Source organism: Streptomyces sp. MMCC 100, from assembly GCF_041538145.2.
GTDB lineage: Bacteria > Actinomycetota > Actinomycetes > Streptomycetales > Streptomycetaceae > Streptomyces.
On the sequence record NZ_JBGORK020000001.1, the window covers coordinates 1219874 to 1241658 of the forward strand.

The 21785-nt window shown below is 71.8% G+C and carries 20 protein-coding genes; 15 read left to right on the forward strand and 5 right to left on the reverse strand.

The annotated features are described in order from the left end of the window. Positions 1-10: 10 nt before the first annotated feature. The gene (locus ABS735_RS05555) at positions 11-1579 is read right to left on the reverse strand and encodes a substrate-binding domain-containing protein (RefSeq protein WP_373901712.1); all 1569 of its coding nucleotides are present in this window, start codon (positions 1577-1579) and stop codon (positions 11-13) included. Positions 1580-1828: 249 nt separating this feature from the next. Between ABS735_RS05555 and ABS735_RS05560 the strand changes: the two genes are divergently transcribed. Further along, positions 1829-2797 (forward strand): arabinan endo-1,5-alpha-L-arabinosidase, encoded by a 969-nt coding sequence (locus ABS735_RS05560; RefSeq protein ID WP_373901713.1) that lies wholly within the window; start codon positions 1829-1831, stop codon positions 2795-2797. Between the two features lie 21 nt (positions 2798-2818). Here the strand turns inward: ABS735_RS05560 and ABS735_RS05565 are convergent, their stop codons facing one another. The 4 genes from ABS735_RS05565 to ABS735_RS05580 form a co-directional block, all read right to left on the reverse strand. After that, entirely contained in the window at positions 2819-4030 is a 1212-nt protein-coding gene (locus ABS735_RS05565) for a PucR-like N-terminal domain-containing protein (protein WP_373901714.1), read from the reverse strand. 184 nt (positions 4031-4214) lie between these two features. Next, a complete protein-coding gene (locus ABS735_RS05570) occupies positions 4215-5156 on the reverse strand; it encodes a hypothetical protein (protein ID WP_373901715.1) in 942 nt (313 codons plus the stop codon). Positions 5157-5191: 35 nt separating this feature from the next. Then, the gene (locus ABS735_RS05575; RefSeq protein ID WP_373901716.1) at positions 5192-6811 is read right to left on the reverse strand and encodes a DUF6801 domain-containing protein; all 1620 of its coding nucleotides are present in this window, start codon (positions 6809-6811) and stop codon (positions 5192-5194) included. Positions 6812-6919: 108 nt separating this feature from the next. Beyond that, positions 6920-7552, reverse strand: coding sequence for a hypothetical protein (locus tag ABS735_RS05580; RefSeq protein ID WP_373901717.1), 633 nt, complete (start codon positions 7550-7552; stop codon positions 6920-6922). A gap of 654 nt (positions 7553-8206) precedes the next feature. Here ABS735_RS05580 and ABS735_RS05585 point away from each other — a divergent pair. The 14 genes from ABS735_RS05585 (at position 8207) to ABS735_RS05650 (ending at position 21778) form a co-directional block, all read left to right on the forward strand. Continuing rightward, positions 8207-9220: an ABC transporter ATP-binding protein gene (locus ABS735_RS05585; protein WP_373901718.1), complete on the forward strand. Its 1014-nt coding sequence runs from the start codon at positions 8207-8209 to the stop codon at positions 9218-9220. Further along, positions 9217-9981: an MlaE family ABC transporter permease gene (locus ABS735_RS05590; protein WP_373901719.1), complete on the forward strand. Its 765-nt coding sequence runs from the start codon at positions 9217-9219 to the stop codon at positions 9979-9981. The genes ABS735_RS05585 and ABS735_RS05590 overlap by 4 nt, the downstream gene beginning before the upstream one ends. 6 nt (positions 9982-9987) lie before the next feature. Then, on the forward strand, positions 9988-10794 hold the full coding sequence (locus ABS735_RS05595; RefSeq protein WP_373901720.1) for an MlaE family ABC transporter permease: 807 nt from the start codon (positions 9988-9990) through the stop codon (positions 10792-10794). Between the two features lies 1 nt (position 10795). Then, complete coding sequence (locus tag ABS735_RS05600) at positions 10796-12070, forward strand: MCE family protein (protein WP_373901721.1); 1275 nt, start codon at positions 10796-10798, stop codon at positions 12068-12070. Continuing rightward, on the forward strand, positions 12067-13131 hold the full coding sequence (locus ABS735_RS05605; protein ID WP_373901722.1) for an MCE family protein: 1065 nt from the start codon (positions 12067-12069) through the stop codon (positions 13129-13131). The genes ABS735_RS05600 and ABS735_RS05605 overlap by 4 nt, the downstream gene beginning before the upstream one ends. Further along, complete coding sequence (locus tag ABS735_RS05610) at positions 13128-14192, forward strand: MCE family protein (RefSeq protein ID WP_373901723.1); 1065 nt, start codon at positions 13128-13130, stop codon at positions 14190-14192. The genes ABS735_RS05605 and ABS735_RS05610 overlap by 4 nt, the downstream gene beginning before the upstream one ends. Next, positions 14192-15235 carry an MCE family protein gene (locus tag ABS735_RS05615; RefSeq protein ID WP_373901724.1) on the forward strand — a complete coding sequence of 348 codons (1044 nt, stop codon included), beginning with the start codon at positions 14192-14194 and terminating at the stop codon, positions 15233-15235. Before ABS735_RS05610 ends, ABS735_RS05615 begins: the two co-directional genes overlap by 1 nt. Then, positions 15232-16419 (forward strand): MCE family protein, encoded by a 1188-nt coding sequence (locus tag ABS735_RS05620; protein ID WP_373901725.1) that lies wholly within the window; start codon positions 15232-15234, stop codon positions 16417-16419. The genes ABS735_RS05615 and ABS735_RS05620 overlap by 4 nt, the downstream gene beginning before the upstream one ends. Further along, the gene (locus ABS735_RS05625) at positions 16416-17702 is read left to right on the forward strand and encodes an MlaD family protein (protein ID WP_373901726.1); all 1287 of its coding nucleotides are present in this window, start codon (positions 16416-16418) and stop codon (positions 17700-17702) included. The genes ABS735_RS05620 and ABS735_RS05625 overlap by 4 nt, the downstream gene beginning before the upstream one ends. Next, positions 17699-18274: a hypothetical protein gene (locus tag ABS735_RS05630; RefSeq protein WP_373901727.1), complete on the forward strand. Its 576-nt coding sequence runs from the start codon at positions 17699-17701 to the stop codon at positions 18272-18274. Before ABS735_RS05625 ends, ABS735_RS05630 begins: the two co-directional genes overlap by 4 nt. Beyond that, positions 18271-18945: a hypothetical protein gene (locus tag ABS735_RS05635; RefSeq protein ID WP_373901728.1), complete on the forward strand. Its 675-nt coding sequence runs from the start codon at positions 18271-18273 to the stop codon at positions 18943-18945. The genes ABS735_RS05630 and ABS735_RS05635 overlap by 4 nt, the downstream gene beginning before the upstream one ends. Positions 18946-18971: 26 nt before the next feature. Continuing rightward, positions 18972-19520, forward strand: a complete 549-nt coding sequence (locus tag ABS735_RS05640) for a nuclear transport factor 2 family protein (RefSeq protein WP_373901729.1) — start codon at positions 18972-18974, stop codon at positions 19518-19520. A 49-nt stretch (positions 19521-19569) separates the two neighbouring features. After that, the gene (locus ABS735_RS05645; RefSeq protein WP_373901730.1) at positions 19570-20361 is read left to right on the forward strand and encodes a hypothetical protein; all 792 of its coding nucleotides are present in this window, start codon (positions 19570-19572) and stop codon (positions 20359-20361) included. Between the two features lie 127 nt (positions 20362-20488). Beyond that, entirely contained in the window at positions 20489-21778 is a 1290-nt protein-coding gene (locus ABS735_RS05650; RefSeq protein ID WP_373901731.1) for a lytic transglycosylase domain-containing protein, read from the forward strand. Positions 21779-21785 lie beyond the last annotated feature (7 nt).

Genomic DNA, 21785 nt, shown 5'->3' on the forward strand with positions numbered 1-21785 from the left:
CCCCGGGGTGTCACCTTGCGCCGGGCGTACCGTCCGGCCGGCACAGCAGCGGCTTGTCCAGCTCGGCGCAGGGGCGGTGGCCCTTGGAGCGGATGATGTCCTTGCCGACCTCGTTGGCGAGGTAGCGCAGGAAGCCCGCCGCGATCGAGTCGGCCGGCGGTTCGCCGTAGGTGTAGGCGATCTCCGTCTGCCAGTACGGATACGCCCCCTGGTCGGCGCCCTCCAGGGTCGCCGGGTAGCCGTCGATGCGGATCTGCCGGACGCCGTCGTGCGCGGCGGCGGCGCCGACCTCGCTGTGCCCCAGCGCCCCCGGGGTCGAGGCCACCGTGTCCAGCAGCGTCCCGGTGCCGCCCACCTCGCAGCGGCCCGGCCGGGTCCGGTCGAGGCCCGCGCAGTCGGCCGTGGTGACCGCGGGAAGGGGGCGGCCGTCGAGGACCTGCTGTTCGAGCGTGGTGCGGGTGCCCGAGCCGGGGTTCCGGCTGACCAGGTGGATGGGCACGTCGTTGCCCTTGACCTGGCTCCAGTTGGTGATGGTCCCGGCGTAGATGTCCCGCACCTGCTTCAGGGAGAGGTCCTCGACCCCCGCGTCCTTGTGCACGACCAGGGTGAACAGGGACAGCGCGACGGGCCTGGGCAGCAGCCGCGGGCGGCCGTCGGACTTCGGTCCGTCGCTGAACGACAGCCTGTCGCCCAGGCCCCGGCCGTCCGGGAGCCGGGCGCCCGCACCGGCGGAGGCGAGGGTGTCGAGCCCGTCGACGCTGCCCTTGAAGGAGGTGGCGGTCAGCGGGATGCGGGCGTCCGGGCAGGTCCGCTCGTACCGCTCCGCGGCCTCCCGCAGCACCGGCGCGAAGGCCGTGGAACCCGACAGGTGCAGGGTCCCGGCGGCGCAGTCCAGCGGCGCGGCGACGTCGTCGCCCCCGGCCAGGGTGAACGCGGACTGGGTGGCGCTGACCAGGATGAGCGAGGCGAGCAGCCAGCGGACCTGGCGCGAGGCGAACGGGTAGTAGGCGGTCTTCTTGATGTTCCCGCCGCGCACCCCGCCGACGATCCCCGCGGTGACCTCCGGTTCGGGGAACTCGGGCTCGGTGAAACCCTCCTCGCGGTCCAGGACCGCCAGGACCTTGTAGTGCGCCCTGCGGTTGAGGATCACCTTCGGCAGCTTGACGACCCCGCCCGTGGTCTCGAACCCCTCGGCCCCCGGCACGAAGAAGGTGGGCGGCACCTGGGGGCTGCGCTCGGTGACGGTCATGCCGACCACACGGCGGCCGGGGAAGGCGATGCGTATGCCCACCGGGTCGTTGGCGGGAGCGACGTAGTCGGCGGCGACGACGGGGCTCCAGCCGGCGTTCTCGATCCGCAGCAGGACGACCGAGGGGTCGCGCAGGTTCGTCCCGTCCCACTGCATGCGCTGCAGCACCGTCGTCTCGGGCCCCGAGGCGGCCGAGTCCCGGATCGTGGTGTCCAACTGGACGCGGTAGCCGAGCCGTTTGCGGCCCGCCAGCACGAACTCCCACAGCGCGGCCGCGACGGGCACGACCAGACCCAGGACGGCGGCCACGGAACCCCAGGACAGACTCACGCCCGGCTCCCCCTCAGGACGGTGACATGGGAGGCCATGGTGGCGGGGGAGGGGTGGCATCGGGCGCGGCTCCGGTGACTCTCCGGTTCGAATTCACGTGCCGGTCACCTTCGGCACCCGGTGTTTTCCGGACATCAACCGCCGTTGCCGCTCGGGACATTGACGCGCAAGCGCTTCGACTCTAGGTTCCGTCACTGCGTCACGTCCGACAACACGACCGTTGTTCGAGATACGGAACAGGAGTCCCCCATGCGTCGCAGACGAGCCGCACTCCTCGCTCTCCCCACCGCCGCCCTGCTCGCCCTCGTCCCCTCCACGGCGTCGGCCTACCCGAACCCCGGCCGGGTCACCGGCTCCGTCGTCACCCACGACCCGACGATGATCCGTACCTCGTCCGGGCAGTACCGGCTCTACGCCACCGGCGGCGGCATCAGCAGCAAGGCGTCCTCGGACCGCACCGCCTTCTCCGCGGGCGCCGACGCCTTCGGCTCCCGGCCCGGCTGGTGGTCGCGGTACTCGTCCGTCCCGGAGGCCTGGGCGCCGGACATCTCGTACCACGGCGGCAAGTACCTGATGTACTACTCCGTCTCGTCCTTCGGCTCCAACACCTCCGCCATCGGGCTCGCGGGCTCCGCCACCGGAGCGCCGGGCAGCTGGAGCGACTACGGCATCGTCTACACGTCCGGCTCCACGAGCGACTACAACGCCATCGACCCGAACCTCTTCGTCGACGACGACGGCAAGTGGTGGCTGTCCTTCGGCAGCTGGTGGACCGGCATCAAGATGATCCGGATCGACCCGGCCACCGGCAAGCAGCTCGCCTCCGACACCGCCCGCCGCTCCCTCGCCTCCCGCCCGACCGGGACCAAGGCCGTCGAGGCCCCGTACGTCGTCAAGCGGAACGGGTACTACTACCTCTTCGCCTCGTACGACACCTGCTGCGCCGGGACCGCTTCCACCTACAAGGTCAAGGTCGGCCGGGCGACGAGCGTCACCGGGCCCTACCGCGACCGGAACGGCGTCCCGATGACGGAGAACGGCGGGACACCGGTCCTGGAGTCGCACGGCAGCGTCATCGGCCCCGGCGGACAGTCGATCGTGAACGACGTGGACGGCGACCTGATCGTTTACCACTACTACGACGGCAACGACAACGGAACGCCCAAGCTCGGCATCAACCTGCTGGACTGGAGCAGCGGCTGGCCGGTGGCCCACTGACCCGCACGCCGGCCGCGGACATCACTCCGTGTCGTCGTGGCCGCGCAGGTGGAGCGAGCGGAGGGCCACCTCGATGGCGAAGCGGTGGTCGGGGTCGGCGAGGCGGTCGCCCAGGTGGGTGTCCAGCGTCCGCAGACGGTAGCGGACGGTCTGCGCGTGCACGCCCAGCATCTCGCCGACCTGCTCCGCGGGCGCCCGGGTGGACACGTGGACGCGGAGGGTCTCGACGAGCCGGTCGCGCCGTCGGGCCGGCAACGCGTCGAGCGGGGCCAGTTCACGGGCCGCGATCCGCTCGACCAGAGCCGGGTCGGACAGCAGCCACAGGGTCGTCAGATGGTCCTCGCAGCGGATCAGCGGAGCGTCGGGTACGACATCGTCGTCAACGAGCTGCAGCACCCGGCGGGCCCAGCGGACGGAGTCGGCGGCCTGCGTGATCGGCACGGTCAGGCCCACCGCGGCGCGGGTGCCGGCCAGGGCGGTGCCGATCATGTCCAGGCGGGCGGGGGTGGGGTCCCCGGGCACGAGCAGGTGCGGCTGCGGTATGTCCAGGTCGGCGAGGACGTCCCGGTCGAGACCCGCCTGGATGTGTTCCGGCGCCGGAGACCGCAGGGCGACGAGGAAACACGACCGGGGCAGCTCCCAGGCGGCGGCCTTGCACAGCTCGGACACGGCCGTCCGGGGCAGCGGCGCGGAGGCCAGGAGGAAGTGCAGTAACTGTCTTCGTAACGCGGACTCCTCGGAGGCGGCCCGCTCCCGGACCTCCGCGTAGCCCTCGCGGGTGATCGCCTCCAGCTCCTCGACGTACGCGAAGAGGGCGTCGGCGAAGGCGAGGATCAGCGAGGGGGAGAGGCTGTACTGCCGGCCCAGCGTCTTGGCCCGGCGCAGCGCGATACGGGCGCCGAGCCGGTAGGCCCCCTGCAGAACCTCCAGGTCGCGGCCCTCGTAGGCCTCCACCCGGCCGAACCTGCGCAGCAGTTCGTCCCGCAGTTCCGAACTGCTGGAGGGGTCGGCCACCCGGTCCACGAAGGCGGTCAGCGCCTGCTCGACGCCCTGGCGGATCGCGTCCCCGTCCGGGCCGTTGAGCAGCCTTCCGTAGACCGGGTAGCTGCGGGTGACCTCGGTGCGGATCTCGTTCAGCAGCCCCGGAAGCAGCGGTCGCATGAAGGCCGCGAACTTCTTGGGGAGAGGGTCGAGCGGTTCACCGAGCACCGAGGGACGCGCGATTGAGGGCATGAATGATCCCTTGCCGTCGACATGTCCGGTGGGGCGGACCGGCCGGGCCCCGCCCTCGGCGGGCGGTGCCTGGACCGGTCCACTGGGCGTTCACCGGTCTGGCAAAGCTGAAGGTAAATCAACTTTGTTGTGTTGTACATCTCTTGGGGAGGAATCGTGTCCCGGTTGTGCGTGCCTTTGGCTGTTACTTGACGGCGGAGTGCCAGTTCTCGGCCAGGACCTTGCCGGCGTCGGGGACGACGGTCCCGGGCGCGTTGAGACCGCTGAGGTGGGTCCGGGTGTCGTTGAGGGTGACGCTGTTGTTCCCGGCGGCGGAGGGCAGCCCGGTCTTCGCGTTCACCGCGGCGTTGATCAGGCCGACGTTCAGGCCGCAGCCGGTCGCGCCGGGGACCGCGAAGGTGCTGTCGTTCTGGGTCGCGCCCTCCAGGTTGATCCGGCTCATCTCGCCGGCCGCGTCCACGGTGCCGTCGCCCTGGAAGAAGGTCATGCCGAACTCGGGGTAGTTGCGGTTCTCCGGGCGCAGCACGATGGGGTTGGCCGCCGTTCCGATGTAGCAGTTGTCGCCGAGCAGCGGGTTCTCCAGGTGGATGCGGACCGGCAGGGCGACGATCGGCAGGTCGGTGAGGACGCCCGCGGTCTGGTCGAAGGCGTAGGGCGCGCCGACCGACTCCATGGTCGCGGTGATCTTGTTGAGGCTGGAGTTCTCCAGTGACTCGCAGATGCCCGTGATCACGAATATGTCGCTCGGGCACATCAGGCCGAGCAGTCCGCCGGGAACGGTGGCGGGTTCGGCGACCAGTGCGCCGGAGGCGGGGGCGACCACGCTGCTGGTGCCGTCCGCGTTCTGGACGACGCCGATCTGGAGGTCGGTCCTGCCGGTCGTCACGGTGGTGCCGCCCAGCTTGATGGAGCCGCTCGCCGAGGTGGAGGCCACGCACTGCGGGGTCCTGTCGAAGCCGTCGGCGTTCAGCATCGCGGGGGCGTCCACGGGGCAGCGGGTGAAGGGGGCCCACTCGCCGTTCAGCGCGGGGTCGGCGGCGGTCGCCGTGCCCAGCGAGGCGAAGGCGCCGAGCGCGGTCAGCGCGGACACGGTGGCGAGCCGGGTGCGGGTGGAGATCGGGCGCATGGTGGTGGCCTTCCGTGGAGGTGGGGGACGGGGGGTCAGCGCTCGGCGACGGGGATCTCGTAGGGCTGGAGGTCCTCGGTGCACTGGCCTTCGTTCTCAGGGCTCGGGAACACGGGGGCGGCGATCGCGCACGTCTGGCCCTGGACCTGCTTGATGTAGTTGCCGGGCCCGGAGACGGAGGCGGTGAGCAGGCGGTCGAGGTCCTCACCGTCGGTGCCGCAGCCGGTGAAGGCGGGGATGGTCATCTCGCCGGACAGCACGCCGCCGCTCAGGAGCAGGTAACCGGTGGCCGGCAGGCCGATGATCTGCTCGCCCCGGCCGTACAGCACCAGGTGGTCACCGGGGAAGTTCGCGGGGTCTGGGTCCTCGGAGGTGAGGGACGTCTCGGTCCGGCACCCGGGACCGACGTCCAGGGGCGTTCCGTTGACCTCGAGGTCCAGCACGTGCAGGACCAGCGGGGCCCGGACGTAGGTGTCGGTGATCGTGGTGAAGTCGGACAGGCGGATCTTCGTGCGCGAGTCGATCCTCATGGGGCCCGTCTGCTCCAGCACCATGGTGGCCTTCACCGGGGTGAAGTCGAAGGACAGGAAGGTCGCTTCGAAGGGCGGTGTCTGCTCGCGCTCCTGGTAGTGGAAGTTCCCGTACGACAGGGTGTCGAAGATCAGGTACTCCGGGTCGGGCGGACCCGCCACGGGGAGGCCCTGCTCGATCAGTACGCAGGACGGCGGGAGGTACGCGGCGCCCTTCATCTTCTTCACGTTGGCGTAGCCGGTGACGTAGGCGTTGAGCGACACGTCCGTGGGCGGGTGCTGCTCGTCGTAGCGGCACGGCGGGACGTCGTCGCGGTCCGCGGCGGCGCCGCCGGGAGTGTTCTCCAGCACCTTCGGCGACCGCTCGGACTGCCGCTCCGGCTGCCGGTCGCCCGGCCCGTCCGGCTGTCCGTCGTCCGGCGTCCCGGAGGTCCCGGCCGGTCCCGACGGGGACGGCGAACCGCTCGGTCCCGCCCCGCCCGCGCCGACGGGTACGGTCGCCAGCAGCCCCTGGGCGGGCGCGTCCTCGGCGAGGGCGCAGTCGACGGTCAGCGAACCGGGGCCGGCGGCGGCCGCGTCGGTGGCGGTCCCGTCCGCCGCGCCGAGTGCCAGGTCGATCGCGAGGGCGCCCGCGGAGAAGGTCAGGTCGCCGTCGCTCCGGCCGGCGACCGAGGGGACGTCGCCCTTCGCCACGAGCGTCAGCGGCCCCGACTCGGGCAGCGCGACCGGCTCCGCGCTTCCCCGCCAGGTCGCCGTGGCCGTGGCCGCGTTCTGGGCCACGCCGACGTCGAGCCGGGTGGCCGCCCGGACCTCCGTCGCGTCGCGTGCGGCCAGGTCCGCGACCGCCTCCGCGGGGAGCTCCACGGTGGTGGTGACGTCGGACGGCGTGAACGCCTCGCCCGCCCCGGCCCGTTCCGGGAAGTCCGCCGAGACCCGCACCGTCGCGGGCAGCTGCCCCGAGGGGAGGGTGCAGACGTAGGGGAGTTCGGCCTCGACCTCCTGGGTGCCCGAGGCCGAGGCGGTGGTCGGGACCAGGGCGGCGAGCACGACGAACGCGGCGATCGACGCGGTCCGGGCGCCGCGGGCCCGGGACGGCCGTGGCGCGGCGGCTGGCTTGGCTTTCATGCGACTCCGCTCGGATGGCTCGGACGGGGGCCGGTCTTCTCGGGACGCGCATACGGCCCGCGAACGCCCGACCGGGTGCCGGCCGGGCGGACATGGCTGGCCGGCGGCCTACGGGTTGGAGCCGACGATGGTCGGGATGGCGCCGGTGCTCGCCACCGTGACGGCGTAGTTGCCCTTGAAGGTGGGCTTGGTGGCGGTCGTGACGATCGCACCGCAGTTGACGGGGTTGCTGACCACCAGTTCACCGGCGGTGCTGTTGATCGCCAGGACACCGGTCGAGTTGGTGTAGGTGCCCGAGGCCTTGCCCGTCACCGTGAACTTGCAGGCGCCGGCGGTCACGTTGGCCTTGACGTTGCCGACATAGCCCGTGGTGACGCCGGTGGAGGCGTTGTAGTCCACCGCGACGACGTCCCACGGGGTGACCGACGTGGTGGTGACGTTGCCCAGGACACTGGTGCACGGCGAGCCGGACGCGCCGAAGTTCATGGTGTTGATGTCGGCGACGTCCCCGGGGTTGCCGGTGGTGCTCGCCATCGTCCCGGCCGCGTTCGAGACCGTGCACGTCATGGGGATGGTGGCGGTCAGCACGATGTTGCCGACGTTCACGGCCTTGAAAGCGGCCGGCGAGGGGTTGACGGTCCACACCGTGGAGGGCACCGCCGAGGACGGGCCGGCGGCGAGACCCAGCGCCGACGCGGCCGCACACACCACGAGGGCCGACCTTCTGATGTTCTTCTTCATGGCTCGGGAGTCTCCTTGAGGGTTGACCTGCATTGAGCCGTGACGTTACTCGCCGGAAACATAGCCGAACAATGCGGCCGTCCATGATTCTTTGAAAAGTGGAACAAGCTGTTTCCGGAGTGAGTGAATCGCGATTCGCCTTAGTCACCTGCTGCCAAGGACGAACTGTTCGGCCGGTGGTGATCCACTTCCGCGGCGGTCGTTCGCGGCGGAGGTGCGATGCTCACCCGATGACAAGTTACCGAAGGGTTTCTGTGCCTTCCCTGACAGGTTCCGGATGGCTGAAGTCGGTATCCCGGAAAACTCCGATTCCGGTGTTGCCCGTCGAGGTTACTCGGCCGTAACGTGCCGGTGCGGTGCTCGGTTCCAGGTCGGTGGCCCCCGTCGGCCGGAGCCATGGCGGACGCGTTCCGGCCCACCTCCGACGAGGCCGGGGTGTCCGCCGGCGGGGTCCCGCGGGCTCCACACCCCCCGGAACCGCGAGACCCTGCCCTGTCTCCCCGGAGACAAGTGCGGGGCGGGCAGGTTGTCTGCGCGGTGACAAGTTCGACAGGGGTGCCGGAGATCCGTGCCGCACCCGTTGTCAGTGCGCTCCGGGCCGACTTAACGTGCGGGCCCGCGGCGCGTATCCGATTGACGTCCGCTGGAGGTGATATGGGAATCGAAGTAGTGGTCGAGGGCCTGACCAAGTCCTTCGGTAAGCAGAGCATCTGGCGGGACGTGTCACTCACTCTTCCGGCCGGAGAGGTCAGCGTGATGCTGGGCCCGTCCGGAACCGGTAAGACCGTTTTCCTGAAATCGCTCATAGGGCTGCTCAAACCCGAGAAGGGCCGTGTCCTCATCAACGGAGTGGACATGGTGAACAGTCCGGAAAGAGACATCTACGAGACCCGTAAACTGTTCGGTCTCATGTTCCAGGACGGCGCCCTCTTCGGCTCCATGTCCCTTTTCGACAATATCGCCTTCCCGCTGCGCGAACACACCCGCAAGAAGGAGTCCGAGATCCGCCGCATCGTCATGGAGCGGATCGAGGTCGTCGGGCTGCTGGGTGCGGAGGGAAAGCTTCCGGGAGAGATCAGCGGCGGCATGCGCAAGCGGGCCGGCCTGGCCCGCGCGCTCGTCCTCGACCCGCAGATCATCCTGTGCGACGAACCGGACTCCGGGCTCGACCCGGTCCGCACCGCCTACATCTCCCAGCTGCTGATCGACCTCAACGCGCAGCTCGACGCGACGATGCTGATCGTCACCCACAACCTCGACATCGCCGCCACCGTGCCCGACAACATGGGGATGCTCTTCCTGCGCGAACTCGTCACCTTCGGCCCGCGCGAGGTGCTGCTCACCAGCGACGAGCCGGTCGTGGCCCAGTTCCTGGGCGGCCGGCGCGAGGGGCCCATCGGGATGTCCGAGGAGAAGGACGCGGCCACCCTCGCCGCCGAGGCGGGCGCCGCCACCGCCTCCGCCCCCGCCGCGCCCCGGGTGATCGTCCCGCAGCTGGAGCCGTCGCCGGGCCTCCCGCCGCGCCGGGCCGTCGCCCGACGACGTGAGCGTGTCATGGGCATGATCGACACGCTCCCGCCCGCCGCATGGTCCGCCATCCGGGACACCTACGCGAAGAGTTCCGAAGCGGCCACTCTGCCGATGCCCACCGCCGGGAGCGGCGCGTGATCACCGGCGCGCTGCGGCAGACCGGGCGGCTCTTCGCGCTCGCCGCCGAAGTCACCCGGGCCGTCTTCCGAAGACCCTTCCAGTTCCGCGAGTTCGTCGAGCAGTTCTGGTTCGTCGCGAGCGTGACCATCCTGCCCGCCGCCCTGGTCTCGATCCCCTTCGGCGCCGTCATCGCCCTCCAGGTCGGCTCCCTGACCGAGCAGTTGGGCGCCCAGTCGTTCACCGGCGGCGCCAGCGTCCTCGCCGTCGTCCAGCAGGCCAGCCCGCTCATCGTCGCCCTGCTCATCGCCGGCGCCGGCGGCTCGGCCATCTGCGCCGACCTCGGCTCCCGCAAGATCCGCGAGGAACTCGACGCGATGGAGGTCATGGGCGTCTCGCCGGTTCAGCGGCTGGTCGTGCCCCGGGTCCTGGCCGCCATGGGCGTCGCGGTCCTGCTCAACGGCCTGGTCTCCGTCGTCGGCATCCTCGGCGGCTACTTCTTCAACGTCGTCATGCAGGGCGGCACCCCCGGCGCCTACCTCTCCAGCTTCTCCGCCCTCGCCCAGCTGCCCGACCTCTACATCAGCGAACTCAAGGCGCTGGTCTTCGGGTTCATCGCGGGCATCGTCGCCGCCTACCGGGGCCTCAACCCGCGCGGCGGCCCCAAGGGCGTCGGCGACGCCGTCAACCAGTCCGTCGTCATCACCTTCCTCCTGCTCTTCTTCGTCAACATGGTGATGACGGCCGTCTACCTCCAGATCGTCCCGCCGAAGGGAGGCTGAGGTCCGATGGCCTCCCCGCTCGTCCGGCTCGACCGCTCCGGCGACCAACTCCTCTTCTACGTCCGGGCCCTGCTGTGGATCCCGCGGACCCTGCGCCGCTACCTCAAGGAGGTGCAGCGCCTGCTCGCCGAGGTGGCCTTCGGCTCCGGCGGCCTCGGCGTCATCGGCGGCACCATCGGCGTGATGATCGCGATGACGCTCTTCACCGGGACCGTCGTCGGACTCCAGGGCTACGCGGCCCTCGACCAGATCGGCACGGCCGCGTTCACCGGATTCGTCTCCGCCTACTTCAACACCCGCGAGATCGCCCCCCTCGTCGCCGGACTCGCCCTCTCCGCGACCGTCGGGGCCGGCTTCACCGCCCAGCTCGGCGCCATGCGCATCAACGAGGAGGTCGACGCCCTCGAAGGCATGGGCATCCGCTCCATGCCCTACCTCGTCACCACCCGCATCATCGCCGGCGTCGTCGCCATCGTCCCGCTCTACGCCATCGGGCTGCTCTCCTCCTACCTCGCCTCCCGCTACGTGACCGTCCTGTTCAACGGACAGTCCAGGGGGACGTACGACCACTACTTCAACCTCTTCCTCTCGCCGACGGACGTGCTGCTGTCCGTCCTGAAGGTGCTGATCTTCAGCGTCATGGTGATCGTCGCCCACTGCTACTACGGCTACCGCGCCTCCGGCGGCCCGGCCGGCGTCGGCGTCGCCGTCGGCCGGTCCGTGCGCAACGCCATCGTGCTGATCAGCGTCACCGACTTCTTCCTGTCGCTGGCCCTGTGGGGCGCGACCACGACCGTGAAGGTGGCGGGGTGAGATGAGCGGACCCCGAGGACCCCGAGCCGCCCGAGGACAGACGCTGCGCCAACGGCTGGCCGGGGTGGTGTTCGTACTGGTGCCCTGCCTGCTGATCTGGCTGGCCGTCGCCGTCTACGACAAGAAGTTCACCGACTCCGACCCGGTGGTCGTCGAGACCGGCAGCGCCGGCAACCAGATGCACCCCGGCGCCGAGGTGAAACTGCGCGGCGTCGTCGTCGGCGAGGTCCGCGCCATCGACGCCACCGGCGACGGGGCCCGGCTCACCCTCGCCATGAAGCCCGGCGCGCTGGACGACGTACCGTCCGACGTCCGCGCGCAGATGCTGCCCACCACCCTGTTCGGCGAGCGCTTCGTGGCCCTCGTCCCGCCCGCGAACCCCTCGCCCGAACCGCTGGCCGCCGGGGCCGTCGTCCCCCAGGACCGGTCCGCGAACGCCATCGAACTCCAGCAGGTCCTCGACAACGTGCTGCCGATGCTCACCGCCGTCCAGCCGCAGAAGCTCTCCGCGACCCTGTCCGCCGTCTCGCAGGCCCTCGAAGGACGCGGCGAGCGGCTCGGCGAGACCCTGAGCCTGCTGGACGAGCACCTGGAGGAGTTCAACCCCGATCTGCCCGCCCTCAACCGTGACCTCAAGGAACTCGTGAAGGTCAGCCATGTCTACGCGGACGCCGCGCCCGACATCATCACGGCGCTCACCGACTTCACCACCACCAGCGGCACCCTCGCCGAGCAGGAGGCGGAACTCGCCGCCACCCTCGGCGCCACGACCCGGACGGCCGAGGACGTGACGGACTTCCTGCGCAAGAACAAGGACAACATCATCCGGCTCGGCGACACGAGCCGCCCCACCCTGGAACTGCTCGCCGAGTACTCCCCGGCCTTCCCCTGCACCCTGCGCACCCTCGCCGACTTCGTGCCCGCCATGGACAAGGCGCTCGGCAAGGGCACCGACCGGCCCGGCATCCACGTCGACGTCACCACCGTCGCCTCCCGCGGCGCCTACCGCCCCGGCCGCGACACCCCGGCGTACGGCTCCGGCGGCGGGCCCCGCTGCCCCGCCGTGCCCTACCTCGGCACCCTGCCCCGGCCCACCGCGCGGGCCGCCACACCCGCGGCCGAGCAGGACCTCGGGCCCGCCAACTCCCCGCAGGAGAACGACCTCGTCAACGAACTCCTCGCCCCCGCGGCCGGAAAGAGCCCCGGCGACCTGCCCGACTGGAGCAGCCTGCTCGTCGGCCCCGTCTACCGCGGTACGGAGGTGACGCTCCGATGACCAGGGCCGACAACGCGCACACCCGGCGCCGCCCGCTGACCGGACCGCTGGTCAAGTCCCTCGTCTTCGTGGTGGTCACCGCCCTCGCCACCACCGTCCTCGGCATCGGCGTCGCCGGCACCGGTGTCGGCTCCGGCACCGGCACCAGCACCTACAAGGCCCTGTTCACCGACGTCACCGGGCTCATGGACGGCGACAGCGTGCGGATCTCCGGGGTGACGGTCGGCGAGGTCACCGACGTACGCGTCGTGCACCGGCGCACCGCCCAGGTCACCTTCACCGTCCGCGACGACCGCAGGCTGCCCCGCTCGACCACCGCCGCCGTGAAGTACCTCAACATGGTCGGCCAGCGCTACGTCTCCCTCGGCCGCGGCAGCGGCGACCTCACCGGCACCCTCGAGGAGGGCGGCACCGTCCCGCTGGACCGCACCACCCCGGCGCTCGACCTGACCCTGCTCTTCAACGGCTTCAAGCCGCTGTTCGAGGGGCTCTCCCCGAAGGACGTCAACGAACTCGCCGGGTCGATCGTGCAGGTGCTCCAGGGCGAGGGCGCCACCGTCGACAGCCTGATCCGCCACATCGGCTCGCTCGGCACGACCGTCGCCGCCAAGGACAAGGTGATCGGCCAGGTCGTCGAGAACCTCACCACCGTCCTGGACACCCTCAACGACCGCGAGGACGGCTTCGACGACCTCGTCGTCACCCTCCAGGAACTCGTCACCGGCTTCAACCAGGACCGCAAACCCCTCGGCGAGGCCGTCGCCGCCATGGGCGACCTGACCACCGTCACCGCCGACCTCCTCGAGGACGGACGCGCACCCCTCAAGGAGGACATCCGCGAACTGGGCCGGCTCTCGACCAACCTCGGCGAGCACACCCCGCAGATCGAGGACTTCCTCGAGAAGTCCCCCGCCAAGATGACCGCTCTGGCCCGCCTGTCCTCCTACGGATCGTGGTTCAACCTCTACCTCTGCGAGGCGCGCGTGAGCGGAGTGACCACCTCCGACGGCTCGAAGCCGCCGACCGGCATCGCGATCACCGAATCGAGGTGCCGCGGATGAAGCGCCCGCGCAGCACACCGCGTACGAAACCGCGCATCAAGCCGGTCAAGGAACGCAACCCCGTCGCCGTCGGCGTCGCCGGACTGCTCGTCCTCGCCCTGATGGCCCTCCTCGCCTACAACGTCGACCGGCTCCCGTTCGGCGGCGGCACCACCTACAGCGCCGACTTCTCCGAGGCGGCGGGCCTGGACGAGGGCGACGAGGTGCGCATCGCCGGCGTCAAGGTCGGCCAGGTCACCGGCGTCGCGCTCGACGGCGCCAAGGTCGAGGTCACCTTCGAGGTCGAGGACGCCTGGCTCGGCGACCGGACGACCGCCGCCATCGCCATCAAGACCGTCCTCGGCGACAAGTACCTGGCGCTCGACCCGCTCGGCTCGGGCCGCCAGGACCCCCACGCCCGCATCCCGCTCGCCCGCACCACGTCCCCCTACGACGTGACCCAGGCCTTCCAGGACCTCAGCGGCACCGTCGACGACATCGACACCGGGCGGCTCGCGGAGAGCTTCGAGACGATCTCCGACACCTTCAAGGACTCCCCGCCGCACGTGCGCAAGGCGGCCACCGGCCTGTCCGACCTGTCGAAGTCCCTCTCCAAGCGCGATGCGAAGCTCTCCGAACTCCTCAAAGGCAGCGCCAAGTTCACCAAGACGCTGGAGAACAACAAGTCCAGTTTCGAGACCCTCATCGAGGACGGCGGCCCCCTGCTCGGCGAACTCCGCGACCGCCGCACCGCCATCAGCGCCCTGCTCAAGGGCAGCCAGGACCTCGGCACCGAACTCGGCGGCCTCGTCGAGGACAACGAGAAGCAGCTCGGCCCCACCCTCAAGGCGCTCGGCCGCGTCACCAGTGTCCTGGAGAAGAACAACACCCAGCTCGGCGAGACCCTCGCGCTGGTCGGCCCGTACTACCGGCTGGTCGGCAACACCCTGGGCAACGGCCGCTGGTTCGACAGCTACCTGTGCGGTGTCGTGCCCCGCGACTACCTGCCCGAGACCTCCCAGCCCGAGACCGGATGCCTGCCGCCGAAACAGCCGGCGGCGGCCCAGGGGAGCGGTGAGTGATGACCCGACGCCGAAAGATCCTCACCGGGGTGCTCGCCCTCGTGGTGCTCGCCGCCGGCGGCCTGGTCGCCGCCCGGGCCCTCCAAGCCGACGGCACCCGCGTCACCGCGTACTTCGACCGCACCATCGGCGTCTACGCCGGGTCCGACCTGCGCATCCTCGGCGTACGGGTCGGCGAGGTGGAGTCGGTGCGGCCGGAGGGCACCAAGGTCCGCGTCGGCCTCCGCCTGGACGACGGGATCAAGGTCCCCGAGGACGCGCGGGCCGTCGTCGTCGCGCCGAGCGTCGTCGCCGACCGCTACGTGCAGCTCACCCCCGCCTACAGCAAGGGCCCCGCCCTCGCCGACGGCGCCGTACTGCCCGCCGCCCGCAACCACGTCCCGGTCGAGATCGACCAGATCTACGACTCGATCACCGAACTCGGCGACGCCCTCGGCCCGGACGGCGCCAACGCCGACGGCGCACTGTCCGAACTGCTGAGGACCGGCGCCGACAACCTCGACGGCAACGGCGAGGCCATCGGCGACGGCGTCGAGGAGTTCGGCAAGGCGGCCAAGACCCTCGACGGCAGCAGCGGCGACCTGTTCAAGACGCTCGGCAGCCTCCAGACCTTCACCACCATGCTGAAGAACAAGGACACCGACGTGCGCACCGCGCAGGAACGCCTGGACGAGGTCGTCAGCTTCTTCGCCGACAACAAGGACGACCTCACCGGCGCGCTCGAGGAACTCGGCAAGGCCCTCGGCCAGGTCAAGACCTTCATCGAGGACAACCGGGGCGAGCTGAAGGAGAACGTCGACCGGCTCCTGCCCATCACCCGGACCCTGGTCGAGCAACGGGCCTCGCTGGCCGAGGCGCTGGACGTGGCACCGCTGGCCGCCGGCAACGTCGTGAACGCCTACAACCCCGACACCCGCACCCTCGACGGCCGCGCCAACCTCAACGAGATCAGCATCGGCGGGCCGCTGCTGCCGCTGCCCGTCACCGGCGCGACCGGCGATGCGGCAGGCGCGGACGGTTCCGGGAAGGGGGACGGCCGATGAAGCGCGGAACGCTCTCCAGAGGCCGGGTGGCCGGGCTCACCGCGGGCGGACTGATCGCCCTCGGTCTCGCCTTCGCCCTCACCCTCGGCGGGGTCTCGCTGGGGGTGCCCGGCTTCGACGGCATCGAGGACCTGCCGCTGCCCGGCGGCGCCGACCTCGGCGACCACCCCTACACCGTCACCGCGGAGCTCCAGGACGCACTGAGCCTGGTCCCGCACGCCGCGGTACGGGTCAACGACGTCGCCGTCGGCCGGATCACCGGCATCGAACTCGGTGAGGACGACTGGTCGGCCCGCGTCACCATGGAGATCAACGGCGAGGTGCGGCTGCCCGCCGACGCCACCGCGCGGCTCGAACAGTCCAGCCTGCTCGGCGAGAAGTACGTCCAGCTCGTCGCACCCGCCAAGGAGACCGGAGCCGGCCGGCTGACGGACGGGAGCGTCATCCCGCTGGCCCGCACCAGCCGCAACACCGAGGTCGAGGAGGTGTTCGGCGCGCTGTCCCTGCTCCTCAACGGCGGCGGCGTCAACCAGCTCAAGACCATCACCCGGGAACTCGACGCGGCGCTCGGCGGCCGCGAACCCGAGGTCCGCTCCATGCTGAAACGGGTCAACACCCTGGTGGGCGACCTCGACGACCACCGCGAAGACATCACCGACGCCCTCGACGCCGTCAACCGGCTCTCCTCCACCCTCGCCACCCGCAAGGAGGACGTCGGCACCGTCCTCACCGACCTCTCGCCCGGACTGAAGACGCTGGAGAAGGAGCGCGGCTCCCTGCTGACCATGCTGCGCTCCCTCGACACGCTCTCCGGCGTCGCCGTCTCCACCATCAACGCGAGCAAGGACGACATGATCGCCGACCTCAAGGCCGTCGCACCGACGCTGAAGGCGCTCGCCGACGCGGGCACGGACCTGCCCGACTCGCTCCAGGTGCTGCTGACGTACCCGTTCACCGACGAGGTGCTGCGCGGGGTGAAGGGCGACTACCTCAACACCTACCTGAGCGTGGTCGCCGCGCCGGGGACCGAGGTGATCCCGCCGCTCGTGCCCGAGGACACGCCTTCCCCGTCCGCGTCCGCGACGGTGTACGACGGGCCGGGCCAGGAAGCCAAGAAAGGGCCCGCCTCGCCACTGCCGCTGCCCTCCGTGTCCGGGTCCGGGTCCGGAGGTGAACGCGGGTGATCACCCTCGCCGTACGGCTGAAGAACCTCGCCTTCCTCCTCATCGCCGTCCTCGCCCTCGCCTTCCTCGGCATCCGCTACGCCGACCTCGGCCGGTACGTGGGCGTCGCCGACTACTACACCGTGGACGTACGACTTCCGCGCACGGGAGGCCTGTTCACCCATTCGGACGTCACCTACCGGGGGGTCTCGGTGGGCCGGGTCGGCCCGATCGACCTCACCGCCGAGGGCGTCGTCGCCGAACTCCGCATCAAGAAGTCCGCGCCCCGCATCCCCGCCGACACCAAGGCCGTGGTCGCCGGGCTCTCCGCCGTCGGCGAGCAGTACATCGACCTGCGGCCCGAGAGCGACGGCTCCCCCTACCTCTCCGACGGCACCCGTATCGAACAGGCCGACACCGAGGTGCCCGCACCCGTCACCGACGTCCTCACCAGCGTCGACGACCTCGTGAGCTCGGTCCCGCTGGAGGACCTGCGCACGGTCGTCGACGAGTTCGGCAAGGCCTTCGAAGGCCACGGCGACGACCTCCAGGTGCTGCTCGACAGCGGCGGCGACTTCGTCGAGGCCGCCGACCGCGCCCTGCCGTCCACCACCCTGCTCATCAACGACGGCGAGACCGTCCTGCGCACCCAGGCCCAGGAGGCGCAGGCCATCCGCGACTTCGCCGTCGGGGCGAAGGACCTGGCCGCCGCCCTCAAGGGCTCCGACGCCGACCTGCGCCGCCTCCTCGCCGTCACCCCCGAGGCCGCCACCCAGGTCAGCGGCCTGCTGCGGGACCTCGACCCGAGCCTCGGCGTGGTCCTCGCCAACCTCCTCACCACCTCCGAGGTCGCCGTCACCCGGCAGCGCGGCATCGAGGAACTCCTCGTGAAGTACCCGGCGGCCGTCTCCGCGGGCGCCACCGCCGTCGACGGGGGCAAGCTGGACCTCGGCCTGGCCGTCACCTTCTTCAGCCCCCTGCCCTGCACCGACGGATACGGCGCCACGCGGTACCGCAACGGCCTCGACCTCGGCACCGCACCCGCCCTCAACACCGACGCCGCCTGCACCGCTCCGGCGTCGAGCGGCAAGAACGTGCGCGGCTCGGCCAACGCCCCGAAGGGCGGCGCGGTGCCCGACCCGGCCGAACCCGGCTCCCTGCCCTCGGGCAGCGCCGGTACGCCCGCCAAGGGCGACGCCTCCCCGGCACTCCCCGGCGCACTCGCCCTGCCCGGACAGAGCGGCGAGGCACCGGCCGGCCTGACCGGTCTCCTCGCCCCGGCCGGCACCGGGAGCACCCGATGAGGCGGGCCCGGATCCTCACCGGAGCGGGGCTCGCGCTGGCCCTCGCCTTCTGCGGCACCGGCGCGTGGACGTACACGCAGGCACGCACCGACGACGCGCTCGCCTACGGCCGGGAGCGGGACGAGGCGCTCGCCGACGGGCGCAAGGGCATCGCCGTACTCACCACGCTCGACGCCGCAACGCGGCAGCGGGCACAGCGGAGCATCCGGGACTGGGGCGCCGTCTCCACCGGACCGCTGCGCAAGGAGCTCGGCGGCACCGAGGCCAAGGCGGGCAGCTCGGCGCGCGGCACGGTCACCGAGGCCGCCGTCACCGCGCTCGACACGCGGTCCGGCACGGCCAAGCTCATCGCCACCGTCCGCGTCGAGGTCACCCCCGCCGGGACGAAGAAGCCGGCCACCGACCGCAAGCGCCTGGAGGCGGTCCTGGCCCGCACGGACGAGGGGGAGTGGAAGGTGAGGGCGCTGAGCGCGGTGCCGGTCGAGGAGGAGAAGGGCGAGACGGACGAGAGCGGCGAGACGAACGAGAACGGCGGGACGAACGAGGACGGGAAGGGGGGCGAGGAGCGATGACACCGGCCTGGCTGCTGCGCAGGGGCGACGCACCGGCACCCGGCACGGAGGCGGATCCGGCCCCGGAGACGGACGACGCCGCGGACGCGCCCGCCGGGCCAGAGGCCCCGGAGCCCGAAGCAACCGCCCCCCGCCCGCCGAACGGACGCCTGCGACGGGCCGCCCTGGCCGGCACCGCCGCCGTCCTCGTCCTCGGCGGTTCCGGTTTCTTCTACGCGGCCCACCAGTTGAGGTCGGAGGCACCCGCCCGGAACCACGCGCTCACCGACACCGAGGCCACCACCCGCGTCGCGGGCGACGTCGGCAACGCCCTCGCCCGTGTCTTCTCCTACACCCCGGACGGCACCGCGGCCGCCGAGCGCTCCGCGAGCACCGTCCTCGACGGCCGCGCCGCCCGCCAGTACGAGACCCTCTTCGCCCGCGTCCGCGACGACCTCACCGAACAGCGCGTCACCCTGAGCACCCGGGCCGTCCGCACCGGTGTGGTCGAACTCGACGGCGACGAGGCCCGCCTGCTGGTCTTCCTCGACCAGACCTCCCACAAGGGCAAGGGCAAGGACGCGAGCAAGGGCAAGGGCGCGGCCGAGGTCACCACCGCGGCGGCCCAGCTCACGGTCACGGCACGGCTCGAGGACGACCGGTGGCGGATCGTCGACATCAAGGCCCGCTGAGCATGCGCGGGAGAACGGAGCACCCCATGAGACGCGCGGTCCGGCTCCTCGACGTCGGCCGTTCCCGGCCGCTGCCTGCCCTGGCGCTCGTCCTCACCCTCGTCGCCGGCGGCTTCGCGGCGTGGGCCGGCCAGGACTGGTACCGGGCCGCCCACGACGAGCAGGCCGCGTACGCCGTGCAGCGGGACGCGGCGCTCTCCGCCGGGGAGCAGGCCGTGCAGAACCTGAACACGCTCGACCACCGCGAGCTGAAGCGGGGCCTCGATCTGTGGGAGTCGTCGACGACCGGCGAACTGCACGAGCAACTGGCCTCCGGACGAGACGAGTTCGCCGCGCAGGTGGCGGAGGCGAAGACGGTGAGCACGGCGCGGGTGCTGTCGGGCGCCGTCACCGAACTCGACGACCGCGCCGGACGCGCCCGGGTGCTGGTCGCCCTGCGCGTCACCGTCAAGGCGGCCGACGGGGCGAAGACCGACAAGGACAGCCGCATGCTCGGCGAGCTCACCCGGACCGACGGCCGGTGGAAGCTGAGCGCCCTGGGCCAGGCACCCGTGGGCGGCACATCGGACGGCTGACCCGGTCCCGTACCGCGCAAGCCGGCCGCAGCGAGGAGGACACAGCACCATGTCGACGACCCGTCACCACATCAACCGCCAGCGGCGCCGCCAGGCCCGCGAGACACGGCCCGCCGGCTCCGCAGGGCGCCCGGAGCGGGCAGAGCGCACAGAGCGCACGGCAGCGCGGGCCGGTACGCGCGGTGCCACAGCCGTCCTGGAACCCGCGGAGGCCACCACCGCCGACTCGCCCACGACCGGCGACGGGACGAAGACCACCCGGGCCCGCCCGCGCCGCCGCCCCCCGGTCCTCGTACTGCTCTGCGCGCTGACGGTGCTCCTCGGCGGCTTCGCCGGCTGGGCACACGCGGAGGCCGAGGGGCTCAGGTCCGAGTCCGCGCGGAGCAACACCGCACTGACCGACCTGGCCGGCACCAGCGAGATCAAGGGACAGGTGGCCAAGGCCGTCGACCGGCTCTTCTCCTACGACCACGCCGACCCCGGCGCCCTCGACGAGGCGGCGAAGGACCTCCTGACCGGCAAGGCCGTCGACCAGCACCGCGAGCTGCTCGCCGACGTCCGCGAGCGGGCCGACGAGCAGAAGGCGGTGATCACCACGACGGTCACCGAGAGCGCGGTCGAACGCATCGACGGCGACCGGGCCCGGGTCCTCGTCTACGCCGACCAGAGCAGCGTCGCCACCAGCGGGAAGGAGGCCGCGACGGACAGCACGAGCAAGGCGGGAGAGGGCGAGGAGGCCGCGCAGGACGAGGGTGTGTACGCGGCGGCCATGCTCGCCGTCGACGTCGTGCACCGCGACGGACGCTGGCTGGTCTCCGCCCTCGACACCTTCGGCCGCTGAGAGCCGCACGACCGACCGCACCCCCGGCCCGCCTCCCGCGTCTCCCTTGCCCGCGCCCCGCGCCCCGCGCCCCGCGCCCCGCGTCCCGCCTCCCGTATCTCCGACGGATCCGACAGGAGTGACGACCATGCCCGTACGCCGTGCCCGAGGCCTGTACCCCGGGCGGACCCGCAAGGGACTGCGCACGACCGCCCTGGCGGTGGCGGCCATGGCGGCCCTGACCGCCTCCCAGGCACCCGGCCTCGCCCCGGACGCGAAGGACACCCACGCCGGACCGGCGGCCGACGACCTGAGCCTGCCGGCGGCAGGCGGCCCGTTCGCCGAGCCGGCTCCGCCGGGCGACGGCTCGTACCACACCGAACTCCCGCCCCTGACGACGCGCGACGGCGGGTCGGTCTCCGCCGCGCCCGGACGGGACGAGGCCCGCGCCCAGTCGGGCATCCCGGCCACCGTGTTGCGTGCCTACCGCGCCGCCGAGACGGCCGTCGGCAGGACGGACCCCGGCTGCCGGCTGCCCTGGGAACTGCTCGCGGCGATCGGCAAGGTCGAGTCCGGCCAGGCACGCGGCGGCGCGGTCGACCGGAACGGCACGACCCTGAGCCGTATCACCGGGCCGCCCCTCGACGGCCGGGGCTTCGCCCTGATCCGGGACACGGACGGCGGTGCCCACGACGGCGACACGGTCTACGACCGGGCGGTGGGCCCGATGCAGTTCCTGCCGTCCACCTGGGCCCGTTGGGGCGCGGACGGCAACGGTGACGGCCGCGCCGACCCGAACAACGTCTTCGACGCGGCCCTCGCGGCCGGGCGCTACCTCTGCGCCGGCGACCGGGACCTGGGCCGGGCGGCCGACCTGGACCGGGCGATCCTCAGCTACAACAACTCCCGCACCTACCTGGAAACGGTCAGGTACTGGCTGGAGTTCTACAGCCGGGGAGTCCACACCGTCCCGGACGGAAAGGGCGTCGTCCCGAAGAGCCCGGGCGCGGGCGGCGACACCCCGGCGACCGAGCCCGTCGACGGCGAGAGCGGCGGCGGCGACGGCGGTGGCCGGGGAGACGGGGGTGGAGGCGCGGACGACGGCATCGTCATCGGCCCGGACCCGGGCACCACCCCGGGCGGCAGCCCCGGGCCGTCCCCGTCCCCGTCCCGCCCCGTACCGTCCACGGCCCCGGAGCCCTCCCCGTCGGTGCCTCCGACGAGCCAGGGGCCCTCCCAGCCGCCGACCGAGACCCCCACCGAATCCCCGGACCCCTCGCCGGATCCGACCGCCCCGAGCCCTTCGCCGACCGCCACGGACGACTGCTCCGCGGAGGAGCCGGAATCCCCGTCCCCGGGGCCCACGGCCGCCCCGACGGACTCGCCCTGCCCGACCCCGTCGGGCACGTCGACCGCCTCGGCGCCTTCGGCCGAGTAGGGGCGGC

Excerpts from the sequence above, each read along its gene's own strand:
- ABS735_RS05575 (WP_373901716.1), bottom strand. The coding sequence starts at position 6,811 with ATGAAAGCCAAGCCAGCCGCCGCGCCACGGCCGTCCCGGGCCCGCGGC.
- ABS735_RS05630 (WP_373901727.1), top strand. The coding sequence starts at position 17,699 with ATGAGGCGGGCCCGGATCCTCACCGGAGCGGGGCTCGCGCTGGCCCTC.
- ABS735_RS05565 (WP_373901714.1), bottom strand. The coding sequence starts at position 4,030 with ATGCCCTCAATCGCGCGTCCCTCGGTGCTCGGTGAACCGCTCGACCCT.
- ABS735_RS05600 (WP_373901721.1), top strand. The coding sequence starts at position 10,796 with ATGAGCGGACCCCGAGGACCCCGAGCCGCCCGAGGACAGACGCTGCGC.
- ABS735_RS05645 (WP_373901730.1), top strand. The coding sequence starts at position 19,570 with ATGTCGACGACCCGTCACCACATCAACCGCCAGCGGCGCCGCCAGGCC.
- ABS735_RS05585 (WP_373901718.1), top strand. The coding sequence starts at position 8,207 with ATGGGAATCGAAGTAGTGGTCGAGGGCCTGACCAAGTCCTTCGGTAAG.
- ABS735_RS05595 (WP_373901720.1), top strand. The coding sequence starts at position 9,988 with ATGGCCTCCCCGCTCGTCCGGCTCGACCGCTCCGGCGACCAACTCCTC.
- ABS735_RS05580 (WP_373901717.1), bottom strand. The coding sequence starts at position 7,552 with ATGAAGAAGAACATCAGAAGGTCGGCCCTCGTGGTGTGTGCGGCCGCG.
- ABS735_RS05560 (WP_373901713.1), top strand. The coding sequence starts at position 1,829 with ATGCGTCGCAGACGAGCCGCACTCCTCGCTCTCCCCACCGCCGCCCTG.
- ABS735_RS05615 (WP_373901724.1), top strand. The coding sequence starts at position 14,192 with ATGACCCGACGCCGAAAGATCCTCACCGGGGTGCTCGCCCTCGTGGTG.
- ABS735_RS05620 (WP_373901725.1), top strand. The coding sequence starts at position 15,232 with ATGAAGCGCGGAACGCTCTCCAGAGGCCGGGTGGCCGGGCTCACCGCG.
- ABS735_RS05610 (WP_373901723.1), top strand. The coding sequence starts at position 13,128 with ATGAAGCGCCCGCGCAGCACACCGCGTACGAAACCGCGCATCAAGCCG.
- ABS735_RS05605 (WP_373901722.1), top strand. The coding sequence starts at position 12,067 with ATGACCAGGGCCGACAACGCGCACACCCGGCGCCGCCCGCTGACCGGA.
- ABS735_RS05650 (WP_373901731.1), top strand. The coding sequence starts at position 20,489 with ATGCCCGTACGCCGTGCCCGAGGCCTGTACCCCGGGCGGACCCGCAAG.
- ABS735_RS05640 (WP_373901729.1), top strand. The coding sequence starts at position 18,972 with ATGAGACGCGCGGTCCGGCTCCTCGACGTCGGCCGTTCCCGGCCGCTG.
- ABS735_RS05635 (WP_373901728.1), top strand. The coding sequence starts at position 18,271 with ATGACACCGGCCTGGCTGCTGCGCAGGGGCGACGCACCGGCACCCGGC.
- ABS735_RS05570 (WP_373901715.1), bottom strand. The coding sequence starts at position 5,156 with ATGCGCCCGATCTCCACCCGCACCCGGCTCGCCACCGTGTCCGCGCTG.